Origin of the sequence: Pseudomonas sp. MF6747, from assembly GCF_963890955.1 — a bacterium.
Classification (GTDB): Bacteria; Pseudomonadota; Gammaproteobacteria; order Pseudomonadales; family Pseudomonadaceae; genus Aquipseudomonas.
On record NZ_CAWPSZ010000012.1, the window covers coordinates 297,255 to 322,322 of the forward strand.

Below are 25,068 nucleotides of genomic sequence, written 5' to 3' on the forward strand. Positions count from 1 at the left end.
TCAGCCGCGCTCGGACGGCACCGACGACAACTCGAACGGGCTGCTGCTGCGTCGCTGGTTGCGGTCTTCACGCGGGGTAGCGCCGAAGAAGTTGCGGTAGGCGCTGGAGAAGTGCGGGCCCGACGAGAAACCGCACGACAAGCCGATCTGGATGATCGACTTGCTGGTTTGCATGAGCATCTGGCGCGCCTTGTTCAGGCGCAATTCCAGGTAGTACTGGCTGGGAACGCGATTGAGGTATTGCTTGAAGATGCGTTCAAGCTGTCGTCGCGACACACATACGTGCTGGGCGATTTCGTCGGTGGTCAGCGGCTCTTCTATGTTGGCTTCCATCAGCAACACGGCCTGGGTCAACTTCGGATGGCTGGAGCCCAGGCGGTTCTGCAAGGGAATGCGCTGGCGCTCGCCGCCTTCGCGGATGCGTTCGACCACCAGTTCTTCGGAGACGGCGCCGGCCAGTTCGGCGCCATGATCACGGGCCAGCACGGCCAGCAACAGGTCGAGTACCGACATGCCGCCGCAGGCGGTCAGGCGATCACGGTCCCAATCGAACAGATGGCTGGTGGCGATGACCTTGGGGAAGCGCTCGGCGAAATCGTCCTGCCAGCGCCAATGCACGGCGGCGCGGTAGCCGTCGAGCAGACCGAGTTGCGCCAGCGGATACACCCCCGCCGACAAGCCCCCGATCACGCAACCCGCCCGCACAAGCTGCTTGAGCGCAGCGCTCAGTTGAGAGGCGATGACGGTCGGCGGCTCGTCCGCCAGCAGGAAGAGTTTCTGGAAGCCTTCAAGCTTGCCGGCCCACGGCTCGCCCGGCAATTGCCAGGCGCCTTCGGTGGCAGGCTCGGCGAGCAGGAACGACAACTCGTAGACCACGTCCGGATGCACCCGCTGAGCAACGCGCAAGGCCTCCTCAGCCAGCGCAAGCGTCAGTGCTTTTGTGCTGGGCCAAATCAGGAAACCAATTTTGTGGGCGGTCATGGAATGCTATCCGAAACGAAGAACGGTAATGAAGACAAGGGCCAATGCTAGCCCGGAAACCAACACAAATCTCAAAACATATGAGATCTAATGGGGGAGCTGGCTTGCCTGCGATAGCGGTGGGTCAGTCTGCCTCTCTGGCACAGACACGCCGCCATCGCAGGCAAGCCAGCTCCCACAGGGAATCGAGGCCAGCCTTAAAGCTGCGCAGCTTGCACTAATTCAGTGCACAAAAGCAGTCTTGATTATTTCAGGCTGCCCGAAAGGAACTGCTGCAACCGCTCAGACTGCGGGTTCACCAGCACTTCACGCGGGTTGCCACGCTCTTCAACGATGCCTTTGTGCAAGAACACCAGCTGGTTCGACACCTCACGGGCAAAGCCCATTTCGTGGGTCACCACCACCATGGTGCGGCCTTCCTGGGCCAGGTCCTGCATGACCTTGAGTACTTCGCCGACCAGTTCAGGGTCGAGCGCCGAGGTCGGTTCGTCGAACAGCATCACCTCAGGCTCCATCGCCAGGGCGCGGGCAATCGCCACGCGTTGCTGCTCGCCGCCGGACATGTGGCCGGGGAACGCATCCTTACGATGGCCCACACCGACTTTGGCCAGGTAATGCTCGGCTTTTTCACGCGCGTCTTTTTTCGACATGCCCAGCACGTGCACTGGCGCTTCCATCACGTTTTCAAGCGCGGTCATGTGCGACCACAGGTTGAAATGCTGAAACACCATCGACAGGCGCGAACGCATGCGTTGCAGTTGTTTCGGGTCGGCAGCCTTCATGGCGCCGTCCTTGTTGGCCACCAGTTTCAGCTCTTCGTTGTTGAGCAGAATCTTGCCGGCGTGAGGTTGCTCGAGCAGGTTGATGCAGCGCAAAAAGGTACTTTTGCCTGAACCACTGGAACCGATGATGCTGATCACATCACCGGCCGCGGCGGCCAGGGACACACCTTTGAGCACTTCATGACTGCCATAGCGTTTATGCAGGTCTTGGACTTCAAGTTTGTACATGCGGTCGGTTCTCACAAAAACAGGTGGTCAGTCGTTGAGCAAGCGCCCGTGACGCAGCGCTTCGCGCCCCGCCACCTTGGCCAGCCAGAAACCCGCTTGGGCATAACGTAGCCGTTCAACGGCAAACAACACCCCGGACGTGCCCGCACACACAATGCTGACGCGGTCGGTCAAGGGATCAATCACTTCAAAAATCGGCTCGCCGGTCTCCACCCAGTCACCGGCTTTACGCAGGTAGCTGATCACGCCGGCATGGGGCGCGAACAACAGCTCGGTCCCCTCGAACGGCAGGCCTTCGCACGGCTCGTGCTGCGGTGCGGGCCATTCGCCCTTGATCAGGCCTTGTTCGGCCAGGAACGCGAGAATGCCTTCAGCGTGGAAGATCGCGTCATCACGGCCGGTGTCGGCCTGGCCGCCCAGCTCCAGCGTTGTCGCCAGGCACGCCAGCGGAATCTGCGCCTCGGGGAACGCCCGGGACAGACGCAGCCAGGGCAGCGAACAGGCTTCATCAAACGAGCTGCCGCCGGAGTCTTCCGCCAGCAGGCCGACTTTTACATTCAAGTGCGCCGACAGCGAACGCCATTGCGGCCAGTGTTGTGGCAACGCGTACATGTGCAGCGCGGCCTCGGCGTCACAGTGCAGGTCGAGGACGATATCGGCGGTGCACGCGTGGCTGAGCAAAACGCGCTGCATGCCTTGCAGCTGGCTGCTCGGCTCGGGCAACGCATTGAGTGCATCGCTCATTGCCTGGCGGATCATGCGCACATTGGCGTGTGGGTCATCGCCCAGCTTGCCCTGGAGCAACGCGGCGACCGGCTCGCTCAACTCGACGAAATCACGGTTGAAGTTCTTGCCGCTGCCGACTTCGAAACGCCCCTGGTGGCTGCCTTGCAACAGCTGGCCCAGGCCCATCGGGTTGGCCACGGGCACCAGCTCGATCACGCCATTGAGCGCACCTTGCTGTTCCAGTTCGGTGAGGCGTTTTTTCAGTTCCCAGGCCGCGCGCATGCCGGGCAATTCATCGGCGTGCAGGCTGGCCTGGATGTAGGCCTTGCGCTCGCCGCTGCCAAAACGAAACACGCTCAGCTGGCGCTCGCAGCCCAGGTGGCCCCAGGGCAACAGGTGATCGATACGTTCCATATCAGTGCTTCCGTGGCGCCAGGTAGCTGAGCCAGCGGCGCTCGGCCAACTTGAACAGGCGTACCAGGATAAAGGTCAGGCACAGGTAGAACACGCCGGCCGTGATGTAGGCTTCGAACGGCAAGTAGAACTGGGCGTTCACTGTGCGCGCGGCACCGGTGATGTCGATCAAGGTGACGATGGACGCCAGGCTCGTGGTCTGCAGCATCATGATCACTTCGTTGCTGTACTGCGGCAGCGCACGGCGCAGGGCCGACGGCAGCAGAATTCGGCGGTACAGCTTGTAGCGCGACATGCCCATGGCCTTGGCCGCTTCGATCTCACCGTTCGGCGTGGCCTTGAGGCTACCGGCGATGATCTCGGCGGTGTACGCGCTGGTGTTGATCGCAAAGGCCAGGCACGCGCAGAACGTGGCGCTGGACAGCAGCGGCCACAGGAAGCTTTCGCGCACGGCTTCGAATTGGGCCAGACCGTAGTAGATCAAAAACAGCTGCACCAGCATCGGCGTGCCGCGAATCACGTAGGTGTAGAGCCAGGCCGCACCATTGACGATCGGCTGCTTGGACACGCGCATCAAGCCCAGGGGCAAGGCGGCGAGCAAGCCGAAGAACAGCGAGATGGCGAGCAATTTCAGGGTGGTCACCAAACCGCCGAGGTACAGCGGCATGGCGTCCCAGATGACGTTGTAGTCGAAGATCATAGATCAGCCGCCCTTACGCCTACCGAGTAGCGCTTCTCAAGATAGCGCAGGGCCAGCAACGACACGCTGGTGATCACCAGGTACATCGCCGCCACTGCGAGGAAGAAGGTAAAAGGCTCGCGGGTGGCGTCTGCCGCCTGCTTGGCCTTGAACATCATGTCTTGCAGGCCCACCACCGAAATCAGCGCGGTGGCCTTGGTCAGTACCAGCCAGTTGTTGGTAAAACCAGGGATCGCCAGCCGAATCATCTGCGGCACCATCACCCGGAAAAACACCTGGAAACTGCTCATGCCATACGCAAGGCCGGCCTCGGCCTGGCCCTTGGGAATGGCCATGAAGGCGCCGCGGAAGGTTTCCGACAGGTAGGCGCCAAAGATGAAACCCAGGGTGCCGATACCGGCGGCCAAGGGGTTCAAGTCGATATAGTCGTCGTAGCCGAGCATCGGCGCGACGCGGTTCAGCAAGTCCTGACCGCCGTAGAAAATCAGCAGGATCAGCACCAGGTCGGGGATCCCGCGGATCACCGTGGAGTACAAGTCACCCAGCCAGGCCAACCAGCGCACCGGCGACAGGCGTAACGCGACCCCGATCAGACCCAGAACAATGGCCAAGGCCATGGACGACAAGGCGAGCTGAAGCGTCAACCATGCGCCATCGAGGATGACGGCCCCGTAGCCTTTCAACATGATTCAGGTCCTCGAAAAGGGGGATGAAAAAATGGCGCAAACCGCAGGAATTCTGTTGCTTGCGCCATTCTGGACAGACAGCTAGGACGAGTTACTTAGGGTCAGCGCCGTAAATATCGAAGTCGAAGTATTTGTCCTGGATTTTCTTGTATTCGCCGTTGGCACGGATCGCTGCGATGGCCGCGTTGATCTTGTCCAGCTCGGCCTTGTCGCCTTTACGTACAGCAATGCCGATGCCGTCGCCGAAGTACTTGGCGTCGGTGAACTGTGGGCCCACGAACGCGTAGCCTTTACCGGCCGGGGTTTTCAGGAAGCCGTCTTGCAGCAGGGTGGCGTCAGCCACGGTGCCGTCGAGGCGACCGGCTTCCACGTCCAGGTAGATTTCGTTCTGCGAGCTGTAAGGCACAACCGTGGCGCCTTTAGGGGCCAGGACTTCCTTGGCGAAGCGATCGTGGATCGAACCGCGTTGCACGCCGATTTTCTTGCCTTTCAATTCATCCAGGCTGTCGCTGACCGTGGTGCCTTCCTTCATCACCAGCTGCGCTGGGCTCAGGTAGTAGCGGTTGGTGAAGTCCACGGATTTCTTGCGGTCTTCGGTGATGGACATGGACGACAGGATCGCGTCGATCTTGCGCACTTTGAGCGCAGGGATCAGGCCGTCGAATTCTTGCTCGACCCAGACGCACTTGACCTTCATCTCGGCGCACAGGGCATTGCCGATGTCGTAGTCAAAACCGACGATGCTGCCATCCGGCGCCTTCGAGGCAAACGGAGGGTAAGCCGCTTCGATACCAATCTTCAGGGGCTTTTCATCAGCGAAGGCCTGCATCGACAGCACGGACAGCGCCAGGGCGCCCAACAGCACAAGTTTCTTCATCTTGGGACTCCATCGGTAGGGCAAAAAGCAGAATGAGCCGTGGCCCACGATGCGACTTAAGTGAAACCGAATAGCGGTGCTGCGTCCTACCCCGGTTCAGCATTGGAGACGACGAGCGAGTGATCGGCATTCTAACGACAGGCCGGAAGCCGATATTTCCTCAATGCGACAACAATTTACAGAAGCACTGAGAAAGCGGTTCCAGCACATTGACAGCCTCTGAATTTTATGCAGAGACAAAAGATATTAAACCTGTTGATGCTGCAAATTGCGGGCCTATTATTCGCAAACCCTTCTAGCACGGCAAGTCTGGCGTTTAATCTTATTTCAGAGGGTGTCTAAAACGGGGCTTTTCGGGGCGCGGGCGTAGCACTTTGCCTCAGGTTTGGGCACAGGGTTACACATTTGGCTTGCTCGGTAACATTCAGATACGTCCTACGAGCGAAGTCGATATTTATTGGCTTGGTGGTTATGCCGGCCTGTCAGACCTACACCGCCTTGTTCATGAAATACATTCCAAATGTGGGAGCGGGCTTGCTCGCGAATGCGCTGGGTCAGCTGCACATCTGCCAGCTGATGCACCGCATTCGCGAGCAAGCCCGCTCCCACAGGGGATTTGCATCGGTTTCGAGACCCTGCAAAAAAGCCCCATGCAGCTCACGCCGAATGGGGCTTCGTCCCACAGACCCCGCCTTACGCGGCGTTCATGGTCTTGTGCGTTTCAATCAAATGCGCCACCACACCCGGATCAGCCAAGGTGGAGATATCCCCCAACCCGTCATATTCAGCCGTGGCGATCTTGCGCAAAATCCGCCGCATGATTTTCCCCGAGCGCGTCTTCGGCAAGCCCGGTGCCCACTGAATCACATCCGGCGACGCAATCGGCCCGATCTCTTTGCGCACCCAGTTTTTCAGCTCCAGGCGCAGCGCTTCGTTCGGCTCTTCACCATTTTTGAGCGTGACATACACATAGATGCCCTGCCCCTTGATGTCATGGGGCACGCCCACCACCGCCGCTTCGGCGACTTTCGGGTGTGCAACCATCGCGCTTTCGATCTCGGCAGTGCCCATGCGGTGGCCGGACACGTTCAACACGTCGTCTACACGGCCGGTGATCCACCAGTAGCCATCCTCATCGCGACGCGCGCCGTCACCGGTGAAGTACATGCCACGGAAGGTCTTGAAGTAGGTATCGACGAAGCGGTCATGGTCGCCGTACAGCGTACGTGCCTGGCCTGGCCACGAATCGAGGATCACCAGGTTGCCTTCGGCAGCGCCCTCGATGATGTTGCCCAGGTTGTCCACCAACGCCGGCACCACACCAAAGAATGGCCGCGCCGCCGAGCCCGGCTTGAGCGCGTGCGCACCCGGCAGCGGGCTCATCAGGGTGGCGCCGGTTTCGGTCTGCCACCAGGTGTCGACGATCGGGCAACGGGATTGGCCGACATTCTTGTAGTACCAGTCCCACGCTTCCGGGTTAATCGGCTCACCGACTGAACCGAGCAGACGCAAGCTGCTGCCGTCCACGCCTTCGCAGGCGGCGGTGCCGGATGCCATCATCGCGCGGATCGCAGTGGGCGCGGTGTAGAGGATATTGACCTTGTGCTTGTCGACGATCTTGCCGACACGGGTGATGTCCGGGTAGTTCGGCACGCCTTCGAACAGCAGCGTGGTCGCGCCATTGGCCAATGGGCCGTACACGATATAAGTGTGGCCGGTGACCCAACCGACGTCGGCGGTGCACCAGTAGATTTCGCCTGGGCGGTAGTCGAACACGCGCTCGTGGGTCAGGGCCGCATACAGCAGGTAGCCGCCGGTGGTGTGCTGCACGCCTTTGGGTTTGCCGGTGGAGCCGGAGGTGTAGAGGATGAACAGCGCCTCTTCGGCGCCCATCTCTTTGGGCGCACACACGGTGCCCGCCACTTTCATCAGGTCTTCGTACCAGATGTCGCGATGCTGGTTCCACTTGATGTTGCCATTGGTGCGCTTGCACACGATGACTTTCTGGATGCTGCTGGTTTCCGGATTGGTCAGCGCGTCGTCGACGTTGGCCTTCAGCGGAATTTTCTTACCGGCGCGGATACCTTCGTCGGCGGTAATCACCACCTTCGACTTACAGTCGATGATGCGGCCGGCCAGCGCCTCCGGCGAAAAACCGCCAAACACCACGGAGTGGATCGCACCGATGCGGGTACAGGCCAACATGGCGACCACGGCTTCGGGGATCATCGGCATATAGATAGTCACCACGTCGCCGCGGTGCACATCCTGGCCGCGCAAGGCGTTGGCGAACTTGCAGACTTCTTCATGCAGCTCGCGGTAGGTGATGGTGCGGCTTTCGGAAGGGTCATCGCCTTCCCAGATGATCGCCGCCTGGTCGCCACGCTCGGCGAGGTGACGGTCCAGGCAGTTGTAGGAAACGTTGAGGGTGCCATCGGCGAACCATTTGATGTCGACATGGTGGTCGTCGAAAGAGGTCTGCTTGACCGCGGTGAAAGGCTTGACCCAGTCAAGGCGCTTGGCTTGCTCGCGCCAGAAGCCATCGGGGTTGACCACCGACTGCTGGTACATGGCCTTGTAGGTCGCCTCGTCGGTCAGCGTGTTGGCTGCTACTTCGGGGCGAACGGGGTACAGGGAAGCCGCACTCATCTTTCTTACCTCGGTGACAATAGTTGTTTTTGTATGCCCTGTTGTAGCCGGGGCGCCCCCATAGAACCATTCGACGATGGTAGTAACAAGCCCCTACAAATTGCCCTGCCATGCCCGTTTACGGCTCTGGCCCGCGCCCTGCGTGGCTTTCCGGCTGGGTGAAAAAACCTTTATCAGGGGATTGTTACAAAAACCGCCAATAGTGTTTATCAAAAGCACGGGTATATGAATATAACGCGTGCGCCTAAAATCAACGCCGTCAACAAGACACTGTGATTAACAACGTAACAGCCCCCACGAAGGCAACGTTAATCCGAACTTCCCAACTCTTAAGTTACACACGTGGCCTCACAAGGGCCCCGTGACCCCTTTCGCCCTGAAGAAGGTAAGTAAAGAAATGAAAGCTCTCGTAGTTATGGCCCTCAGCAGCTTGTGCGCCACCGCCGCCCTGGCCGATGAGGCCCCGACCGAGCTGGCCGGCCAGAACGCCCCGATCGTTGAGGATTACACTTACAGCACTCACTTGGATGTGGCCAAAGTCTTGTCCATGAGCACTGTTCCGGAAGTATGCCAAGTTGTACCGGTACAAATGGAATATGAAGACTCCCAAGGTCAACGTCATATTCTTAATTACCAAGTAATGGGCAACGGTTGTTCTAACGGGTAACAGGTTATTGAGTCAGGTTTAAACCCGGATCTTGGTCGCCGCAAGTAATCGTTCTTGCGGCCAAGAACCTATTTCGAACCCACCATGAAAAAAATGTGGGAGCTGGCTTGCCTGCGATGGCAATTTCAGCCTTACCCACCTCCCAAAGCCCGCCACCTACCCGCCTCTCCTGCCCCCACAAAAACTATCCCACCGCCCGTCAAAAAATTCCTATCCCGGCAAAGCCTTGCAAACACGCGCCTTGGCCGAAAACCAGGCCATTTTGGCGCGCAATCGTGACCATCCGCCGCAACACAAAGCCGAATTTTTCCCTATAATGCGCGGGTAAATCGGGCCTGCAATATCCCTTTACACTGGGATGAAGAGCCAGACCTGAGGCCTCCCGCTGGAGCATGCACCAGTCGCTCCGCCCCTCAGCCTCACGCAGAACACCCGTTACCCAATTCCGTTTAATGCCTGCGCGAGCTGTTGCAACAAACGATTTCTTAAGATCCACCGCGGCCTCTGGGCCGTGTGAACACCCAACCATCCGGTTTCACACGGGCACCTTTGAGCCCTCACGCAGGAGACGACACGTCATGCTGAGCTGGGACGAATTCGACAAAGAAGAAGAAGGCGAAGTAGCCGCTAAAGGCGCCAACGCCGGCCACGCCACCGAAGCCAACATGGACCGCCTCGACGGTGCCGGCGCCGCCGCCGCCATCGAAGCTCGCGCCGTCACCGCCAGTGACTCCGCCGCCATCGTGCGCGCCAAGGCCGCCCTGGACAAACTCGACGTCGCCGAAGGCCTCGCCGAGCTGGAAGGTTCCGCCGCCCGCGTCGCCGTTGACGAAAAGCGCATGATCAACTGCCGCGCCGACCTCAACCAACTCGTACCCTTCAAGTACGACTGGGCCTGGCAGAAGTACCTCGACGGCTGCGCCAACCACTGGATGCCGCAAGAGGTCAACATGACCGCCGACATCGCCCTGTGGAAAAACCCCGAAGGCCTGACCGACGACGAGCGTCGCATCGTCATGCGTAATCTCGGCTTCTTCTCCACCGCCGACTCCCTGGTTGCCAACAACCTGGTGCTGGCCGTGTACCGCCTGATCACCAACCCGGAGTGCCGCCAGTACATCCTGCGCCAGGCCTTCGAAGAAGCGATCCACACCCACGCCTACCAGTACTGCATCGAATCGCTGGCCATGGATGAAGGCGAGATCTTCAACATGTACCACGAGATTCCATCGGTGGCCAAAAAGGCCGCCTGGGGTTTGAAATACACCCGCTCGATCTCCGATCCGAAGTTCGAAACCGGTACCGTCGAGACTGATAAAGAGTTGCTGCGCAACCTGGTCGCCTACTACTGCGTCCTGGAAGGCATCTTCTTCTACTGCGGCTTCACCCAGATTTTGTCCATGGGCCGTCGCAATAAAATGACCGGCGTGGCTGAGCAGTTCCAGTACATCCTGCGCGACGAGTCGATGCATCTGAACTTCGGTATCGACGTGATCAACCAAATCAAAATCGAAAACCCGCACTTGTGGGATGCCGAGATGAAGGAAGAAGCGACCCAGATGATCCTGCAAGGGACTCAGCTGGAGATTGAATATGCTCGTGACACTATGCCGCGCGGCGTGTTGGGCATGAATGCGGCGATGATGGAGGACTACCTCAAGTTCATCGCGAACCGTCGTTTGTCGCAGATTGGGTTGAAGGAAGAGTATCCGGGGACGACGAATCCGTTCCCTTGGATGAGCGAGATTATGGACTTGAAGAAAGAGAAGAACTTCTTCGAAACCCGTGTAATCGAGTACCAGACCGGCGGCGCGTTGAGCTGGGATTAATCCTAGAGTCGGCCCCACCGAGAAGCCCTGACATGTTCAGGGCTTTTTTATGCTCAGTGATCTGAATATTCCCAAATTCAGAGACGGTCAAATCCCAGCAGACTGTAGGAAATTTCGTAGACGCAATAATGGCTACTCAGTATCGTCCGAGGGTTTTCTACCCTTGGCGGCTGTATGGATATTGCGAAAGACAAAACGGACTGGAACGACGCGGAGCTGGCAGCGGCGGTCGAGACGTACTTGAAGATGTTGGCCTGGGAAAAGAGCGGCCAGCCTTTTAACAAAGCCTTCGAAAACCGCCTTCTGCGCGAAGGCCCTGTGGCAGGCCGCGCAAAGGGCTCCATCGAATTTCGCATGCAAAATATCTCTACCGTGCTCGTCCGTATGGGCTGGGACCGCATTGAAGGCTATAAGCCCGCCAAGAATGTGGGCACAGGCGTAGAGCAACGCATCCGCAATGCACTGGCCGCAAAGGGCGTGTTCGAATCCGAAGATGCTGGCCAAACAGCAGACGAGCAAACGCTGATGCGCCGCGCGTCCAAACTGCAGCAGCAACCTTTCCCTAAGCTACCGGACGGTATTGCCCAGCCGCAGAAGGTATCGACCGTAAGCACGGCCTTCGTCCGCGATCCAAAGGTCCGCGCCTGGGTGTTGAAAGAAGCCAACGGCATCTGCGAAGGCTGCGGCTCTAACGCACCTTTCGAGGTCGACGGTTTGCCATTTCTCGAAGTGCATCACGTCAAGCACCTCGCCCGGAAGGGTTCGGATCGCATCACCAATGCTGTAGCCTTGTGCCCCAATTGCCATCAGCGTTGCCACCGGTCGAGTGACCGGGAGGCTTTCACCGAGTCGCTTTACGCCAAGATCGGAAGATTGGCACGGGAGTAAACTCCTGCTGTCACACCTGATGCACGCTTAATAAACACTAGATAGGACCGAGGCCAACCCGTGAACCCAGACATGCTCGAAGCCGGCCCTGCAGACGCCAAAGTACTTTCCGTCTTTGACTTCGACGGCACCCTGACCCATCACGACAGTTTCGTGCCCTTCCTCAAGTTTGCCTTTGGCACCGGTGAGTTCTATGGCCGGATGGTCAAGCTGGCGGTGCCGGGGCTGCGCTTTTTGCTGCGGCAGATCAGTCGGGATGAGTTGAAGGCGCAGTTGATTCGCACCTTTATGACCGGCGTGGAGAAGGCGTGGGTTCAGCAGCAGGCTGAGGCGTATTGCCAGCGTACGTGGAGCAAGCTGATGCGCCCGACTGGGTTGCAATCGGTGGCGGATGAGGTGAAGTCCGGAGCGGAGGTGACGTTGTGTTCGGCGTCGCCGGCTTTAGTGTTGCAGCCGTTTGCGAATCGCCTTGGGATCAAGTTGATCGGCACTGAACTTGAGGTGGTCGACGGGGTGTTGACGGGCAAGCTCACGGGGAATAATTGCCGCTGTGAGAACAAGGTACTGCGGCTTGAGGCGGTGTATGGGGATTTGGGCGATTATCGGCTCAGGGCCTGGGGCGATACCCGCGGGGATCGGGAGTTGTTGGCGGCGGCGCAGGATGCGCATTTTCGGCATTTTCATTCGAAGAAGAAGCAAGGCAAGTTGCAGCGCTGATGCGTGGATGGGGTCGGCGGGTGGACTGAGGTGATCCCCTCGCTGCCTCGCTGGGGCTCGAGAGCTCCCACATTTTGATCGGTTTCAGGCCGGACGGCGCACTAGCATGGGTTGCTGGAGGGTCGATACAAATAGCGGGTTCGGCAGCGGACCGAGGTGATGCCTTCGCTGCCTCGCTGGGGCTCGAGAGCTCCCACATTTTGATCGGTTTCAGGCCGGACGGCGCACTAGCATGGGTTGCTGGAGGGTCGATACAAATAGTGGGTTCGGCAGCGGACCGAGGTGATCCCTTCGCAGCCTCGCTGGGGCTCGACAGCTCCCACATTTGCGCTTTGTTGCTTGTTGATCGGTGTTCGGCGCGGTTTATGTTGTGGCCTTGAGGTTGACGCCCAGGGCTGTGGCGAAGGCTTTTACCATCGGGCTGCGCGGGGCGTTGTGGCGCAGGATCAGGTTGAAGGCGGTGCTCAGTTGGACGTGTTCCGGGCACAGTGCGCGCAGGCGCCCTTCCCTTACCAGTGGCGCGGCGTAGTGTTCCGGCAGGAAGCCTAGGAAGCGGCCGGTGAGGATCAGGATGGCGACGGCTTCAACCTGTGAGGCCGAGGCGGACTGGCTGTCGTAGGTGACGAAGTTGGCTTTGTCGCGGTGGATTGCGTACCGGTGGTTGACCACTTCGTATTGGCGCAGCACTTCTGGCGTGAGGTCGCTCGCGTTGAACAGTGGGTGTCCTACGGCGCAGTAGGCGTGGGCTTTTTCTTCGTACAGCGGGAAGTAGTCGAATTCTTCGCGGCGTTGATACACCGGGACGATGCCGACGATCAGCCGCCCTTCCACCACGCCGCGCTCAACTTCATCCAATTGCGAGGCATGTAGACGCAATCTAATCTTTGGCGATTCGCTGTGTAATTTACTTAAGGCGCTAATCAGCGGCGAATTAACGTCGGAGACGGTGTTATCAATAACGCCCACACTTAGGTCACCAATAAGCTCGTTTTGCGCCGAACTAAGCTTGTCGCGAAAACTGTCCACCGAGGTAAATAACTCGATGGACGCCTGATACACCAACTTGCCTTCTTCGGTCAGGCCGAAGCCTTCCCTGCCCCGCGTACACAGGCGCATGCCGATGCGGATTTCGAGGTCGGAGATCTGTTTGCTGATGGCCGCCAGGCCCACGTTCAGCTCGTTTTGCGCGGCGCTGAAGCCGCCGGCTTCGACCACCGCCATGAACACGCGCAGCAATTTGAAATCCAGCCCGCTCAGTTGCAGGGGCGGCCGAGTGCCGGGTTTTGGTGGCATGTTTCCAGAAGTGGAAAGTGGGGTTTCCATAATACGCGTTGACCTCAAGTGCCATATTCAACAGGCTTCAACCCAATCCTTGAACATAGCCAGGCGGCGATAATGGCCGTAAACATCCGCCCTTGGCAACCTTGAATATAGCGGGTTGAACAGCACACAGAGGCTGATTTAACACCCGTAAAAACCTGACACTACGATCAGGTCTTTTTAGTTTTTTACTGCCTCCGACTCTTCTAAAAACAAGCGCGAGGAATACCGATGTCCCAGCCCACCGACCGCCTTTGGGGTGCTCGTTTCAAGACCGGCCCGTCTGCTGCATTGGCCGCGTTGTCGCGTTGCCCTGAGCGCTATTTTCGCCTGACGCCCTACGACCTGGCCGGCTCCCGCGCTCATGCCCGGGAGTTGCAGCGCGCCGGTTTGCTGGATGAGTCGGAGACTTTGCGCACCCTCGAGGCCCTGGACCGAATCGGTGAGGACTTCGCCGCCGGCCGCCTGCATCCAACCCTGGATGACGAGGACGTGCACACCTTTATCGAACGCGTATTGACCGAGCGCCTGGGCGCCTTGGGTGGCAAGTTGCGCGCCGGGCGTTCGCGTAACGATCAGACGGCCAATGACCTGCGCCTTTTCCTACGCGACCATGCGCGCACCATCACCACCGAGGTGTTGGGTTTGCAGCAGGCGCTGGTGGACCAGGCCGAGCAGCATATCGAGAGCATCTGCCCGGGCTTCACCCACTTGCAGCAGGCGCAACCGATTGTGTTTGCCCATCACTTGCTCGCTCATGCGCAGTCGATGCTGCGCGATGTGCAGCGCTTGGTGGATTGGGATGCGCGCACGGCGTTGTCACCGTTGGGTGCTGCCGCGATGGCAGGCTCGGCGATTGCGCGTCAGCCAGAGCATTCGGCCAAGGAAATGGGCTACACCGGGCCGTGCGAAAACTCGATCGACGCCGTCGCCAGCCGTGACCATGTGGCGGAGTTCCTGTTTGTGGCGGGCATGCTGGGGGTGAATATTTCGCGGCTGTCGGAGGAGTTTTGCCTGTGGTCGTCGCGCCAATTTCGCTGGGTGGTGCTGGACGATGCCTACGCCACCGGCAGCTCGATCATGCCGCAGAAAAAGAATCCGGACATTGCCGAGCTGGCACGCGGCAAGGCTGGGCGCCTGATTGGCAACCTGACCGGGCTGATGTCGACGCTCAAGTCGTTGCCGCTGTCGTACAACCGCGACTTGAGTGAAGACAAGCACAGCGTGTTGGACAGTGTGGACACCTTGCTGCTGGTGCTGCCAGCGATGGCCGGGATGGTTGCGACCATGAAGGTGCAAGTGGAAGAGCTGCGGCGTCAGGCGCCGATGGGCTTCACTTTGGCGACTGAGGTGGCGGACTGGTTGGCCACCCGTGGTGTGCCGTTTAAAGAGGCGCATGAGATTACCGGCGCGTTGGTGCAGGCTTGCGAGAAACACGAGATTGAGTTGTGGGAAGCCTCGCCGGCGATGTTGGCGGAGGTGGATGCGCGGTTGCTGCCTGAGGTGCGTGACTGCTTGACCCTTGAAGCGGCAATTGCGGCGCGCAGTGGTTGGGGTGGGACGGCGCCAGAGCGGATTCGGGAGCAGATTGGGCGGTTGAAGGTGGCGTTGGCGGCTCAGCAAAAATGGGCTGAGAGTTATCAGGGGTTTCGGATTTAAACCTGGTCCTTTGTGGTGAGTTTGCTGGCGCTTTCGCAGGCAAGCCAGCTCCCACATTTGGACTGTGTTTTAACAGTTGGATCGAGTACAGCAGTGGAGTAACACCATGAACCAAACCCCGGCGGAGCGCTTGGAAGCTGAGCGCAAGTTGTCCGAGAACCAGTTCGATATCACGCAGTACGAGCATGTGCCGCGTCGTTATTACGGGCGGATGTTTTTTGCCACGTTGATCGTGATCGCACTGGCCGCGTTGTTGCGCGCCTTTGCCAATGGCCAGATCGAATGGTCCTACATCGGGCAGTTCCTCACGTCTGAGGCCATTCTGTGGGGCCTGGTTAACACTATCGTCATGTCGATTCTGGCAATGGCACTGGGCGTGGTCATCGGGGTGATCACGGCGATCATGCGCATGTCGGCCAACCCGATCCTGCGCTATGTGGCCATCACTTACACCTGGCTGTTCCGCGGTACGCCGCTGATTCTGCAGCTGTTGCTGTGGTTCAACCTGGCGCTGATTTTCCCGGTGATCGCGATCCCCGGCCTGTTCAGCATTGACACCGTCGACCTGATGACGCCATTCGTGGCCGCCCTGCTCGGCCTCAGCATCAACCAGGGCGCCTACACCGCCGAAGTGGTGCGCGCAGGTTTACTGTCGGTCGACACTGGCCAGTACGAGGCCGCCAAGTCCATCGGCATGCCAAGCCTTCAGGCGCTGCGTAGGGTGATTCTGCCGCAGGCGATGCGGGTGATCATTCCGCCTGTAGGCAACGAGTTCATCAGCATGGTGAAAATGACCAGCCTGGCCAGTGTGATCCAGTACTCGGAGCTGCTGCACAACGCGCAAAACATCTACTACGCCAACGCCCGCGTCATGGAGCTGCTGATTGTCGCCGGCATCTGGTACCTGGCGGTGGTGACTGTTCTTTCATTTGGTCAAAGCCGCCTTGAGTGTCGTTTTGCCCGCGGCGCCGGCAAGCGTTCGTAAGTCTGGGTTGAGGAGATTTGCCCCATGAGAAGCATCGTCAAGGCCGTCAACCTGAACAAGTATTACGACGAGTATCACGCGCTGCGCGACATCAATATTGAGGTCGAGCAAGGCGAAGTGATGTGCATCATCGGCCCGTCCGGCTCGGGCAAAAGCACGCTGTTGCGGTGTGTGAATCAGCTGGAAAAAATCGACAAAGGCGGCCTTTGGGTCGACGGCGAACTGGTGGGTTACCGCGTCGTCGGCAACAAGCTGCATGAGATGAATGAATCGCAGATTGCCCGCCAGCGCCTGGCGACCGGCATGGTGTTTCAGCGCTTCAATCTGTTCCCGCACATGACCGTGTTGCAAAACATCATCGAAGGCCCGGTGCAGGTTCTCAAGCGCTCGCCCAAAGAAGCCATCGAAGATGCGCTGGAATTGCTGGCCCGCGTCGGCCTGGCGGACAAACGCAATGCCTACCCGGTGGAATTGTCCGGCGGCCAGCAACAGCGTGTGGCCATTGCCCGCGCGCTGGCGATGCGTCCCAAACTGATGTTGTTCGACGAACCCACGTCAGCCCTCGACCCGGAGCTTGTAGGCGAAGTGCTGTCGGTGATGCGCGATTTGGCCACCACCGGCATGACCATGATCGTGGTCACCCATGAGTTGGGCTTCGCCCGCGAAGTGTCCAACCGCATGGTGTTTATGGATGCCGGCCAGATTGTGGAAGCCGGCAGCCCGGAAGAAATTCTAATAAGCCCACAAAACCCGCGTACCCAAAGCTTTATTTCTGCCGTTCGCACTTAACTAAAAAACTAACGAGAACGCCTCCATGAAAAAATTGTTTATCCCAACGTTGCTCGCAGGCCTGATGGCCTCCTCGTGTGTATTCGCGGCATTGCCGGCGGCAATCAAGGACAAGGGTGAGATCAGCGCGGCCATCGTGCCGAACTACCCGCCGATGGATTTCAAGGACACCGCCACCAATAAACTCACCGGGCTGGACTTCGACCTGGGCAATGCCCTGGCCGAGCGTCTGGGCGTGAAGATCAAGTGGCAGGAAACCGGCTTCGAGCAGATGCTCAGCGGCCTGACCACCAAGCGCGTCGACATCGTGCTGTCAGGCATGAGTGACACCGCCGAGCGCCAGAAGGCCGTGACCTTCATCGACTACTTCACCAGCGGTCCGCAGCTGTACACCCTGGCCAAGCGTGAAGACCTCAAGGAATTGACTGACCTGTGCGGTAAAAAAGTCGGCACCAGCCGCCGTACCACCTGGCCGTCGGAAATTGCCGCGTGGAGCAAGGAAAACTGCGAAGCGGCGGGTAAGCCGGCAATCGTGGTAATCGGCACCGAAGGCTCGGCGGACGCGCGCGCCCAGTTGCAGCAGAACCGTTTGGATGCGGCGATGCAGGGCAGCGAGACGATTCCTTATTTGATGTCGTTGGACAAGGGCAAATACAAGCCGGTGGGCCTGGCCATTTCCAAGCAGTTCACGGGGCTGGGGATTGAGAAGAGCAACACCGAGCTGGTCATGGCGATCAGTGAAGCGTTGCAGGGCATGATTGATGATGGGACGTACGGCAAGATCCTGAAGAAGTGGGATCTGGAACAGGGTGCGGTTGAAAAAATCAGCATTAATGCCGGCCAGTAATTTGATCTAAATGTGGGAGCGGGCTTGCTCGCGAATGCGATGTATCAGTGACAAATTTACCGACTGATCCACCGCATTCGCGAGCAAGCCCGCTCCCACATTTGAATTGTGTTGTATTGGAAAAATAATAAGGACATCCGCCCCACCGTGGCCACCTACTCCCTGGTAATCCGCCGCCTGATGATCTGCTCGGTGACCATCGTCGTCAGCCGCGCGATGACCAGTCCGCTGCTGGCCCTTTGGCTGAGCACGCGCCTGGGCCTCAACCAGCAGGACATCGGCTTGCTGATGGGCATCGCCGTGTTCATCGCCACGCTGCTCGGCCTCTATGGCGGCTACGTCATCGACCGCCTGGAAAAGCGCAAGCTGCTAATCCTGGCCATGCTTTCAAGCGCCATCGGATTTCTGTTGCTGACCTTTGCCAGCAACCTCTACCTCACCACCCTGACCTTGGTGATTACCGAAGCCGCGTCGGCACTGTTCCTGATCGGCTCCAAGGCGATCATCAGCGAAAACCTGCCGGTGGGCGACCGCGCCAAAGTATTTTCCCTGCGCTACACCCTGACCAACGTCGGCTATGCCACCGGCCCGATGGTGGGTGTGGTGATCGCCGGGCAGATCCCCTGGGCGCCGTTCCTGATCGCCAGCGCCATCGCCTTGGGCAGTGTGTTCCTGATGATCGGCATTGCGCCGACCCAACGCGACAACAGCAATAAACCCCTGAGTTTTCTCACGACCCTGCGCACGCTGCGCAGCGACCGCACACTGATCCTGTTCACCAGCGGCAGCCTGTTGAGCACCATTGTCCACGGGCGCTATACGCTTTATCTGTCACAGTTTCTGCTGGTGGCCTACAAACCCGCCGAGGCGCTGAAGATTCTGTCGGCGGTGCTGGCCTGCAACGCTATCACCGTGATTTTGATGCAGTACCAGATCGGCCGATTTCTGAAACGCGAGCAATTGCGCTACTGGATTGTGCTGGGCACGTTGCTGTTCATTGTCGGGCTGATCGGTTTCAGTCTGGCGGACAGCCTGGTGACCTGGTGCCTGGCGATGTTCGTGTTCACCTTGGGCGAGATGATCATTTACCCCTCGGAATTCCTGTTCATCGACACCATCGCCCCGGATGCACTACGCGGCAGTTATTACGGCGCGCAAAACCTGGCGGCGTTTGGCGGGGCGATGAGCCCGGTCATTTGCGGGTACCTGCTGATCAATGCGGCGCCGGTCAGCATGTTCTACGCACTCGGCGCGTTGACCGCCGTGGGTGGCACCTTGTGTTTCCTGAGTGGACGGCGGGTGGCCGGAACACCGCCTATCTAATGTGGGAGCGGGCTTGCTCGCGAACGCGGTGGATCAATCAATGCACTCGGAACTGACACACCGCCTTCGCGAGCAAGCCCGCTCCCACACAAGCCCGCTCCCAGATTTTTTGATCTCCGTAACGGCGAAGTTTTGCGTAATATCCAGTCATTCATCTCACGGACCCGAGCCCCATGAAATTCGACACGGCCTACAGCCTGAGTCTCGATGACAAGCTGTCGATCTACGACGTACGGGACCTGAATTTCGACGAAACCAGCCCTTTCGACTCCGACAAGGACAGCTTCCTATGCCCCAACGATGAGTGCCGCGCAGCGTTCGATGCGGGCAACGCCCTCAGCACCTTCAACGCAAAAAACGTCAACTATCAGCGCACGCCGCATTTTAAGAACAAGGCCAGTACCCAGCACATTGACGGCTGCCGCTACGCCAGCACGCACAAGACCGCGACCGGCGAAACTGATGATGAGCGCGAGGACAGTTTCCCATCGGAATGGGTACTGACGCGGCGCCAGTACGAGCGCAAGCCGGCCGTGACCGGCACCGAAGTCGGCGTCCCACACGATCCCACGAAGGTTGCGTCTACTCGTACCGGTTCGTCCCCCAGCGCCAGCGACTCTACCCCAGACAAAACCAGCGTGTTCGCCCACCCGGTGGAATGCTATGTGTCGAACATCGACGATAAAGACAAGCTCAAGAGCATGCCGCTGAAGATCGGCGATCACGCGGCAACCTATTGGACGTTTTTCAAGAAGATCGAATACCTACAGGACAACAACGGCCTGATCTACTGGGGGAAAATCAAGGAGATCAAGGACTACACCGCCAGCTTTCGCATCGATTTCGAAAAGAAAGTGTGGCTCGACAAGAAGCCCTACTCGGTCAACGTCTACCTGAGCAAAAAACTCATCGAAAACTACCGCAAGCGCACGGCGTTCCTGGAACAGATCAAGGCGGCAGCAGACAGTAAAAAGGCGCTGTATTGCTTCTTTTATGGGGTCACGCCGCAATTGAAACAGGTGCCGAGCAAGAAAAACCCCGAGCAGACATTCGGGGTCTTCAGCGCGAATATCGAGAACCTGGATCACCTGATCATTCGAGAAGCGCCGGGCGTGGAATAACGCGCGGCCCAAACGCCATTAAAAAAATCCAGTTGATGAGCGGTCAAAACAACTGTACAAAAACACAGTATAGTTTGCCTTCCCCCGTCGAACCTGGAGAAACCCCCATGTCCTCTCTGGCAATGAGCTCTTTTGTAGAACAGCAGATCGTCCTGCACCAATTCACCGCCAAGCACAGTGTGCAGGCCCGCGCGATGCTTGGCTGGAGCCGGGAAGAACTCGCCCGCCAAGCCGGGCTGGCGGTCGAAACGGTGCAACGCTTTGAAAGCCAGGGCGATGTAGATGATGAAACCCGCCTGGTATTGGCCTTTCGGCTGGAAGCTGAGGGGCTGGTGTTTTTCCCGGGGTTTGCGCCGGGTTGGGGCATGAGTGCGCGCAAGTTCGACAAGGCCCCGGCCGAGCCCGCTGCACAAGGCATCATTTCGCGGCTGATGGGCTCAACAGCGGCATCAATTGATTCACCAACGCCTCAACCGAATGGTGCGTAGCGTCCAGCCGGATCACCGGGCAGCTCAGTGGTTTCAGCCAGCTTTCATGCCGACGCAGGCTGCGTAGGCTGTGGTTACCATCATCGTAACGAGCAGCCCAGGCGAGAAACGCGACGCTGTTTTCATGGCGGCTGCCGCCCTCCAGAATTCGGTCACCATAGCGCTGCTCTTCGCGCAGTTGCAGCCGGTGCAGGCGAACTGGCGGGTCTACGCGCAGAAACACCACTTGGGTGAACTGCGGGATCATGGCATCGCCCCATCCGCACACCGAGCCGGACAGCACCCAGCCTTCGAGGCCGGCACTCTGTTCCTGTAACAGACGCATGCGTTCATCCCGTAGCCGAGCGACGGTGAACGGTTCCGGAGTTTGCTGCCAGAAGAAGTCGTCGGAGTCGAAATAAACCACCTTCAAGCGTTCGGCCAAGGCTTTGCCCAGTGTCGTGGTGCCTGCGCCCGCAGCGCCGAGGATGTGAATTTTATGGCGCATATCTTGCCCCCTTAACTTGAGTGTAAGCCGCTGGGGCATCAGGCCTGCAATTGCAGCGCGCGGCGCATCATTTGTGGCGGCTGGCCGAAGGCACGCAGGAAGGCGCGACGCATGCGCTCCGGGTCACCGAAGCCGGTGTCGCGGGCAATGATGTCAATAGGATGGTCGCCGGATTCAAGCATCAGGCGCGCCGCTTCAATGCGCAGGCGTTCGATCGCCTTGGCCGGGGTGTGGCCGGTTTCGCTGCGAAACAGACGGCTGAACTGGCGCGGACTAAGGTGCGCGACGTCGGCCAGCCGTTCAACCGATAGCTCTTCCTGTAAATGCTGGCGGGCGTAGACCAGGGCGGTTTGCACGCGGTCGGACTTGGGGTCGATGTCCAGCAGCGCGGAAAATTGCGACTGGCCGCCCGCGCGGCGATGGTAGATCACCAACTTGCGCGCGACCTCGCGGGCCACCTCTATACCCAGGTCGTTTTCGACAAGGGCCAGGGCCAGGTCAAGGCAGGCGGTCATGCCGGCAGAAGTCCAGAGTGGGCCGTCGACAGTGAAGATGCGGTCTTCTTCAAGCCTCACAGTGGGATAAGCCTGACGAAAGGCACGGGCGTGGTACCAGTGAGTGGTTGCCTTGCGGTCTTCCAGCAGTCCGGCGGCCGCCAGGTGGAAAGAGCCGGTACAGGCAGACGTCACACGACGCGACGTCACCACTGACTGCTGCAAGTAGCTGAGCAGGCCAGGCGTGGCGTCGAGCACTTCGTTATCGCCCACCACCAACACCGTGTCGTATGGACCAAAAGGCACGGTATCAATGGCAAAACCCATGGAGCTTTTGATCGGCCCGCCTTCCTCAGATACCAGGTCTACCCGATAGAACGGCTGTTGCACCTCCAGGTTGGCGAATTCAAACACCGTACTGGTGCTCAGGCTGAGCATCTGGAAACCCGGAAACAGCAAAATACCGACAGACACCATGGTCAAACCTCATGTCTCTAAAGGAGGGATATACGACATTGCAGCCACGACATTACACCCATAATCTTGGTTGCAACAAGGCCCTCCTTCCTCGGCCCTCCTGGAGCAACTGCAATGACTCAATCCAAAGGTTATGCGCTGATCACCGGCGCTTCTTCAGGTATTGGCGCCACCTACGCCGATCGCCTGGCTCGCCAGGGTTACGACCTGATATTGGTGGCACGTAACCAGCACCGGCTGGAGCGACTGGCGACTCAGCTCAACGCCAACACCCAACGGGATATCCACGTGGTGGTGGCCGACCTTAACCTGCCGGCCGATCTGGCCCGTATCGAACAGATCCTGCACGACGACAGCCGCATCAGCCTGTTGGTGAACAACGCCGGCATCGGTGCCACCGCGTCCTTGCTGGACAGCGATGCGGACAAGATGGAGGCGATGATCCTGCTCAATGTGCTTGCCCTGACCCGCCTGGCCAAAGCCGCGGCAACCAACTTTGTCGCCCAGGGTCGCGGCACCCTGATCAACATCGGTTCGATCGTGGCGGTCGCACCCAAGCTGCTGAATGGCGTTTACGGAGGCACCAAAGCGTTTGTGCAGGCGTTTACTGAATCACTCGAGCATGAGCTGAGCGACAAGGGAGTACGGGTTCAAGTGGTGTTGCCCGGTGCCATCGCCACCGAGTTCTGGGACGTTGCCGGCCTGCCGGTGAGCAACCTGCCCGAGACAATGGTCATGACCACGCAAAACCTGGTAGATGCCGCGCTGGCAGGGCTCGCACAAGGTGAAAAGGTCACGATCCCGTCACTGCCCGACAGCCTGGATTGGGACGCTTACGAGACCGCGCGCCTGGCCTTGGGGCCAAACCTGTCACGCAGCAGCCCGGCCCCACGTTACGGCGTGTAGTCAGCTAATAGACTGAAGCCCAGGTCAGTGGCCGCCTGGGCCGCCGGCGCTGTTTTGCCGATAGGCGTAGAGCAACGCGTGCAAAGCATCGCGAGACCACCGAGCGCCATAAAACCAGAGCTTCGCGCCCTCTGCCAACGGCTCGCACACGGCGGGATACCCACTTATGCACGCACCATGAAACGCCGCAGATTGATCATCAGACACCAAGGCATCAAGCCGATGCCTGGTCACCAGATCGTCGATTTCACGCGTCTGCAAAGAGAATTGAAGGCTGTGGTCTTCACGTCGTGCATCTACCGGTACCAATTGCGCACCGGCCAGTTGCAGGATGTCGAACGCTCGGCGCAAGGCTGCACTGTGTTCAACGGGTTCGTAATGAGCCCCGTGCACATACCGGTCAGCGAACCCGATGCGCCACCCTGCGAGCACCTTGGAAGCGGTAAAAGTGCTGTTATTGCGTACCAGAGGCACTTCAACCATCACAGGCCCAGTGGGCTCGATACCACTCAAAGCGACGAGTGACAGCGCAGGATCCCGCACGGGTTTTATCGGCGCAGCCACGGCGTTGTAACCGGGAATGAGTGCGATACCCTTTGGATGATCAGCGCCGAAGACGATACCGCCCGGATTGGCTTTATCGGGTTGGGCCTGGGCCGGCGCAGCGTTTGAGCCGCCCGCTTCACCCGCTTCCGGCAAGGAAGGCCCAAGTCGACAAGGCAAGCCCAATCGCCAATGCTCCCTACAGTTTTTTTCCATCAGAACCCGCACCCCGACAATGACCGTGCGGGATCATCGCACTCGGACCTGATGGTTGTCGCAGGGCTGAAATACCCTGAAAACTCATTTTCCTACGGCCCCAAACGTCAGCCCGCCGCGTGCTCTTTCGCACCTTGAGTTTCCACGTCCAACCACCACGCATGCCCACGCTCAGGCTGGTTCAGATTGAACGCTTGCCCCATCGCCGGCGTGGTAATCGAAACGTTGCGCTCCCAGGCCAGGGCCATGATGCGGTCAAACGGCTCGTGCCAGGCATGGAACGCCAGGTCGAACGTGCCGTTGTGAATCGGCAGCAGCCAACGGCCTTTAAGGTCGATATGCGCCTGCAAGGTTTGCTCCGGCTGCATGTGCACATGGGGCCAGTCGACGTTGTAAGCACCTGTTTCCATCAGCGTGAGATCAAACGGGCCGTATTGTTCGCCGATGCGTTTGAAACCGTCGAAATAACCCGTGTCGCCACTGAAAAAGACCCGCCGCGCACCGTCGATCATCACCCAGGAACACCAAAGGGTCTGGTTGCCGTCAAACAGACCGCGCCCCGAAAAGTGCTGGGCCGGCGTGGCGATAAAGCGAATGCCATCGACCTCGGTACCTTGCCACCAATCCAGTTGCCTGACTTTGCTGGCGTCCACACCCCATTTCACCAGGGTGTCGCCCACACCCAGCGGGGCGAGAAAGTAGCGGGTTTTGTCGGCCAGCTGGACCACGGCCTTATGGTCCAGGTGGTCATAGTGATTGTGCGAAAGAATCACCGCTTCCAGCGGCGGCAAGTCTTCAAGGCTGATGGGTGGCTGATGGAAGCGCTTGGGCCCGGCCCAACTGAACGGTGAGGCGCGCTCGGCAAACACCGGGTCGGTTAGCCAGAACTTACCGCGCATTTTCAGCAACACGGTGGAATGCCCCAGACGGAACACGCTGTGATCGGGAGCGGCCAGCAGTTGCTCGCGTGTCAGCGGTTGCACCGGGATCTTGCCCACAGGGCGCGTGCTGCGCGGCTTGTTGAAAAGCATGTTCCAGAAAATCCGCAACGTCTTGCCAAAGCCGCCATGTTGCACTGGGGCATCGTTGGTGAAATGCCCTTGCTCCTGCTCGGCAGGCTTGAGTGCTTCAGGCGAAGGGTCGAGACGGCTTGAAATCGTGGCCATTACAGAGTGACTCCTGGGGTCCGCTCACAAATTACACTGCACAGTGTAGTTTCTAGATTGCAACAAAACCCGGAGCAAGTAAACTACCGAGTGTAATTTCATC

At 59.0% G+C, this 25,068-nt stretch carries 24 protein-coding genes; 12 read left to right on the forward strand and 12 right to left on the reverse strand.

Features of this window, described 5'->3' with window-relative positions; all coding sequences use genetic code 11:
* The 7 genes from argR to acs form a co-directional block, all read right to left on the reverse strand.
* Window positions 1–981 carry a transcriptional regulator ArgR gene (gene argR, locus AACW30_RS14080; RefSeq protein ID WP_106576113.1) on the reverse strand — a complete coding sequence of 327 codons (981 nt, stop codon included), beginning with the start codon at window positions 979–981 and terminating at the stop codon, window positions 1–3.
* A gap of 245 nt (window positions 982–1,226) precedes the next feature.
* Window positions 1,227–1,991, reverse strand: coding sequence for an ABC transporter ATP-binding protein (locus AACW30_RS14085; protein ID WP_003214336.1), 765 nt, complete (start codon window positions 1,989–1,991; stop codon window positions 1,227–1,229).
* A 27-nt stretch (window positions 1,992–2,018) separates the two neighbouring features.
* The gene (locus tag AACW30_RS14090; protein WP_119741954.1) at window positions 2,019–3,131 is read right to left on the reverse strand and encodes a succinylglutamate desuccinylase/aspartoacylase family protein; all 1,113 of its coding nucleotides are present in this window, start codon (window positions 3,129–3,131) and stop codon (window positions 2,019–2,021) included.
* Between the two features lies 1 nt (window position 3,132).
* On the reverse strand, window positions 3,133–3,831 hold the full coding sequence (locus tag AACW30_RS14095; RefSeq protein ID WP_106576111.1) for an ABC transporter permease: 699 nt from the start codon (window positions 3,829–3,831) through the stop codon (window positions 3,133–3,135).
* Complete coding sequence (locus tag AACW30_RS14100; protein WP_032886746.1) at window positions 3,828–4,517, reverse strand: ABC transporter permease; 690 nt, start codon at window positions 4,515–4,517, stop codon at window positions 3,828–3,830. Before AACW30_RS14100 ends, AACW30_RS14095 begins: the two co-directional genes overlap by 4 nt.
* 91 nt (window positions 4,518–4,608) lie before the next feature.
* Window positions 4,609–5,394 carry an ABC transporter substrate-binding protein gene (locus AACW30_RS14105; protein WP_106576110.1) on the reverse strand — a complete coding sequence of 262 codons (786 nt, stop codon included), beginning with the start codon at window positions 5,392–5,394 and terminating at the stop codon, window positions 4,609–4,611.
* A gap of 693 nt (window positions 5,395–6,087) precedes the next feature.
* The gene (gene acs / locus AACW30_RS14110) at window positions 6,088–8,043 is read right to left on the reverse strand and encodes an acetate--CoA ligase (RefSeq protein WP_106576109.1); all 1,956 of its coding nucleotides are present in this window, start codon (window positions 8,041–8,043) and stop codon (window positions 6,088–6,090) included.
* A 397-nt stretch (window positions 8,044–8,440) separates the two neighbouring features.
* Here acs and AACW30_RS14115 point away from each other — a divergent pair, with 397 nt between their 5' ends.
* The 4 genes from AACW30_RS14115 to AACW30_RS14130 all read left to right on the forward strand — a co-directional run bounded on the left by AACW30_RS14115 (window position 8,441) and on the right by AACW30_RS14130 (window position 12,144).
* A complete protein-coding gene (locus AACW30_RS14115) occupies window positions 8,441–8,710 on the forward strand; it encodes a DUF2790 domain-containing protein (protein ID WP_106576108.1) in 270 nt (89 codons plus the stop codon).
* Window positions 8,711–9,288: 578 nt separating this feature from the next.
* Window positions 9,289–10,539: a ribonucleotide-diphosphate reductase subunit beta gene (locus AACW30_RS14120; protein WP_032879817.1), complete on the forward strand. Its 1,251-nt coding sequence runs from the start codon at window positions 9,289–9,291 to the stop codon at window positions 10,537–10,539.
* 174 nt (window positions 10,540–10,713) lie between these two features.
* Window positions 10,714–11,427, forward strand: a complete 714-nt coding sequence (locus AACW30_RS14125) for an HNH endonuclease (RefSeq protein ID WP_200622888.1) — start codon at window positions 10,714–10,716, stop codon at window positions 11,425–11,427.
* A gap of 72 nt (window positions 11,428–11,499) precedes the next feature.
* The gene (locus AACW30_RS14130; RefSeq protein ID WP_124418911.1) at window positions 11,500–12,144 is read left to right on the forward strand and encodes an HAD-IB family hydrolase; all 645 of its coding nucleotides are present in this window, start codon (window positions 11,500–11,502) and stop codon (window positions 12,142–12,144) included.
* Between the two features lie 363 nt (window positions 12,145–12,507).
* Here the strand turns inward: AACW30_RS14130 and AACW30_RS14135 are convergent, their stop codons facing one another.
* A complete protein-coding gene (locus AACW30_RS14135; protein WP_200622890.1) occupies window positions 12,508–13,467 on the reverse strand; it encodes a LysR family transcriptional regulator in 960 nt (319 codons plus the stop codon).
* Window positions 13,468–13,695: 228 nt separating this feature from the next.
* On the opposite strand from AACW30_RS14135, the gene argH reads away from it, so the two are divergent.
* The 7 genes from argH (at window position 13,696) to AACW30_RS14170 (ending at window position 20,676) form a co-directional block, all read left to right on the forward strand.
* Entirely contained in the window at window positions 13,696–15,123 is a 1,428-nt protein-coding gene (gene argH / locus AACW30_RS14140) for an argininosuccinate lyase (RefSeq protein WP_200622892.1), read from the forward strand.
* A gap of 106 nt (window positions 15,124–15,229) precedes the next feature.
* Window positions 15,230–16,108 (forward strand): amino acid ABC transporter permease, encoded by an 879-nt coding sequence (locus AACW30_RS14145; RefSeq protein WP_200622893.1) that lies wholly within the window; start codon window positions 15,230–15,232, stop codon window positions 16,106–16,108.
* Between the two features lie 24 nt (window positions 16,109–16,132).
* Entirely contained in the window at window positions 16,133–16,897 is a 765-nt protein-coding gene (locus AACW30_RS14150; protein ID WP_119741579.1) for an amino acid ABC transporter ATP-binding protein, read from the forward strand.
* A gap of 25 nt (window positions 16,898–16,922) precedes the next feature.
* The gene (locus tag AACW30_RS14155; RefSeq protein WP_200622895.1) at window positions 16,923–17,744 is read left to right on the forward strand and encodes an ABC transporter substrate-binding protein; all 822 of its coding nucleotides are present in this window, start codon (window positions 16,923–16,925) and stop codon (window positions 17,742–17,744) included.
* Window positions 17,745–17,891: 147 nt separating this feature from the next.
* Window positions 17,892–19,067, forward strand: a complete 1,176-nt coding sequence (locus tag AACW30_RS14160; RefSeq protein WP_119741577.1) for an MFS transporter — start codon at window positions 17,892–17,894, stop codon at window positions 19,065–19,067.
* 173 nt (window positions 19,068–19,240) lie between these two features.
* The gene (locus AACW30_RS14165) at window positions 19,241–20,188 is read left to right on the forward strand and encodes a hypothetical protein (protein WP_200622896.1); all 948 of its coding nucleotides are present in this window, start codon (window positions 19,241–19,243) and stop codon (window positions 20,186–20,188) included.
* Window positions 20,189–20,295: 107 nt separating this feature from the next.
* Entirely contained in the window at window positions 20,296–20,676 is a 381-nt protein-coding gene (locus tag AACW30_RS14170; RefSeq protein ID WP_106576099.1) for a helix-turn-helix domain-containing protein, read from the forward strand.
* Here the strand turns inward: AACW30_RS14170 and AACW30_RS14175 are convergent.
* Both AACW30_RS14175 and AACW30_RS14180 read right to left on the reverse strand, forming a co-directional pair.
* A complete protein-coding gene (locus AACW30_RS14175; protein ID WP_200622897.1) occupies window positions 20,606–21,163 on the reverse strand; it encodes an AAA family ATPase in 558 nt (185 codons plus the stop codon). The two genes, AACW30_RS14170 and AACW30_RS14175, sit on opposite strands and share 71 nt — an antisense overlap.
* A 38-nt stretch (window positions 21,164–21,201) precedes the next feature.
* Entirely contained in the window at window positions 21,202–22,134 is a 933-nt protein-coding gene (locus AACW30_RS14180) for a GlxA family transcriptional regulator (protein ID WP_200622898.1), read from the reverse strand.
* A gap of 114 nt (window positions 22,135–22,248) precedes the next feature.
* Between AACW30_RS14180 and AACW30_RS14185 the strand changes: the two genes are divergently transcribed.
* Window positions 22,249–23,040, forward strand: coding sequence for an SDR family NAD(P)-dependent oxidoreductase (locus tag AACW30_RS14185; RefSeq protein WP_200622899.1), 792 nt, complete (start codon window positions 22,249–22,251; stop codon window positions 23,038–23,040).
* A gap of 24 nt (window positions 23,041–23,064) precedes the next feature.
* On the opposite strand, the gene AACW30_RS14190 is transcribed toward AACW30_RS14185, so the two are convergent.
* Both AACW30_RS14190 and AACW30_RS14195 read right to left on the reverse strand, forming a co-directional pair.
* Window positions 23,065–23,799 carry a hypothetical protein gene (locus AACW30_RS14190; protein ID WP_200622992.1) on the reverse strand — a complete coding sequence of 245 codons (735 nt, stop codon included), beginning with the start codon at window positions 23,797–23,799 and terminating at the stop codon, window positions 23,065–23,067.
* Window positions 23,800–23,906: 107 nt separating this feature from the next.
* Window positions 23,907–24,965, reverse strand: coding sequence for an MBL fold metallo-hydrolase (locus AACW30_RS14195; RefSeq protein WP_119741564.1), 1,059 nt, complete (start codon window positions 24,963–24,965; stop codon window positions 23,907–23,909).
* Window positions 24,966–25,068 lie beyond the last annotated feature (103 nt).

What these genes read in the sequence shown, in the direction of transcription:
- argR (WP_106576113.1), bottom strand. Translation starts at nt 981, where the DNA reads ATGACCGCCCACAAAATTGGTTTCCTGATTTGGCCCAGCACAAAAGCA.
- AACW30_RS14085 (WP_003214336.1), bottom strand. Translation starts at nt 1,991, where the DNA reads ATGTACAAACTTGAAGTCCAAGACCTGCATAAACGCTATGGCAGTCAT.
- AACW30_RS14090 (WP_119741954.1), bottom strand. Translation starts at nt 3,131, where the DNA reads ATGGAACGTATCGATCACCTGTTGCCCTGGGGCCACCTGGGCTGCGAG.
- AACW30_RS14095 (WP_106576111.1), bottom strand. Translation starts at nt 3,831, where the DNA reads ATGATCTTCGACTACAACGTCATCTGGGACGCCATGCCGCTGTACCTC.
- AACW30_RS14100 (WP_032886746.1), bottom strand. Translation starts at nt 4,517, where the DNA reads ATGTTGAAAGGCTACGGGGCCGTCATCCTCGATGGCGCATGGTTGACG.
- AACW30_RS14105 (WP_106576110.1), bottom strand. Translation starts at nt 5,394, where the DNA reads ATGAAGAAACTTGTGCTGTTGGGCGCCCTGGCGCTGTCCGTGCTGTCG.
- acs (WP_106576109.1), bottom strand. Translation starts at nt 8,043, where the DNA reads ATGAGTGCGGCTTCCCTGTACCCCGTTCGCCCCGAAGTAGCAGCCAAC.
- AACW30_RS14115 (WP_106576108.1), top strand. Translation starts at nt 8,441, where the DNA reads ATGAAAGCTCTCGTAGTTATGGCCCTCAGCAGCTTGTGCGCCACCGCC.
- AACW30_RS14120 (WP_032879817.1), top strand. Translation starts at nt 9,289, where the DNA reads ATGCTGAGCTGGGACGAATTCGACAAAGAAGAAGAAGGCGAAGTAGCC.
- AACW30_RS14125 (WP_200622888.1), top strand. Translation starts at nt 10,714, where the DNA reads ATGGATATTGCGAAAGACAAAACGGACTGGAACGACGCGGAGCTGGCA.
- AACW30_RS14130 (WP_124418911.1), top strand. Translation starts at nt 11,500, where the DNA reads ATGCTCGAAGCCGGCCCTGCAGACGCCAAAGTACTTTCCGTCTTTGAC.
- AACW30_RS14135 (WP_200622890.1), bottom strand. Translation starts at nt 13,467, where the DNA reads ATGGAAACCCCACTTTCCACTTCTGGAAACATGCCACCAAAACCCGGC.
- argH (WP_200622892.1), top strand. Translation starts at nt 13,696, where the DNA reads ATGTCCCAGCCCACCGACCGCCTTTGGGGTGCTCGTTTCAAGACCGGC.
- AACW30_RS14145 (WP_200622893.1), top strand. Translation starts at nt 15,230, where the DNA reads ATGAACCAAACCCCGGCGGAGCGCTTGGAAGCTGAGCGCAAGTTGTCC.
- AACW30_RS14150 (WP_119741579.1), top strand. Translation starts at nt 16,133, where the DNA reads ATGAGAAGCATCGTCAAGGCCGTCAACCTGAACAAGTATTACGACGAG.
- AACW30_RS14155 (WP_200622895.1), top strand. Translation starts at nt 16,923, where the DNA reads ATGAAAAAATTGTTTATCCCAACGTTGCTCGCAGGCCTGATGGCCTCC.
- AACW30_RS14165 (WP_200622896.1), top strand. Translation starts at nt 19,241, where the DNA reads ATGAAATTCGACACGGCCTACAGCCTGAGTCTCGATGACAAGCTGTCG.
- AACW30_RS14170 (WP_106576099.1), top strand. Translation starts at nt 20,296, where the DNA reads ATGTCCTCTCTGGCAATGAGCTCTTTTGTAGAACAGCAGATCGTCCTG.
- AACW30_RS14175 (WP_200622897.1), bottom strand. Translation starts at nt 21,163, where the DNA reads ATGCGCCATAAAATTCACATCCTCGGCGCTGCGGGCGCAGGCACCACG.
- AACW30_RS14180 (WP_200622898.1), bottom strand. Translation starts at nt 22,134, where the DNA reads ATGGTGTCTGTCGGTATTTTGCTGTTTCCGGGTTTCCAGATGCTCAGC.
- AACW30_RS14185 (WP_200622899.1), top strand. Translation starts at nt 22,249, where the DNA reads ATGACTCAATCCAAAGGTTATGCGCTGATCACCGGCGCTTCTTCAGGT.
- AACW30_RS14190 (WP_200622992.1), bottom strand. Translation starts at nt 23,799, where the DNA reads ATGGAAAAAAACTGTAGGGAGCATTGGCGATTGGGCTTGCCTTGTCGA.
- AACW30_RS14195 (WP_119741564.1), bottom strand. Translation starts at nt 24,965, where the DNA reads ATGGCCACGATTTCAAGCCGTCTCGACCCTTCGCCTGAAGCACTCAAG.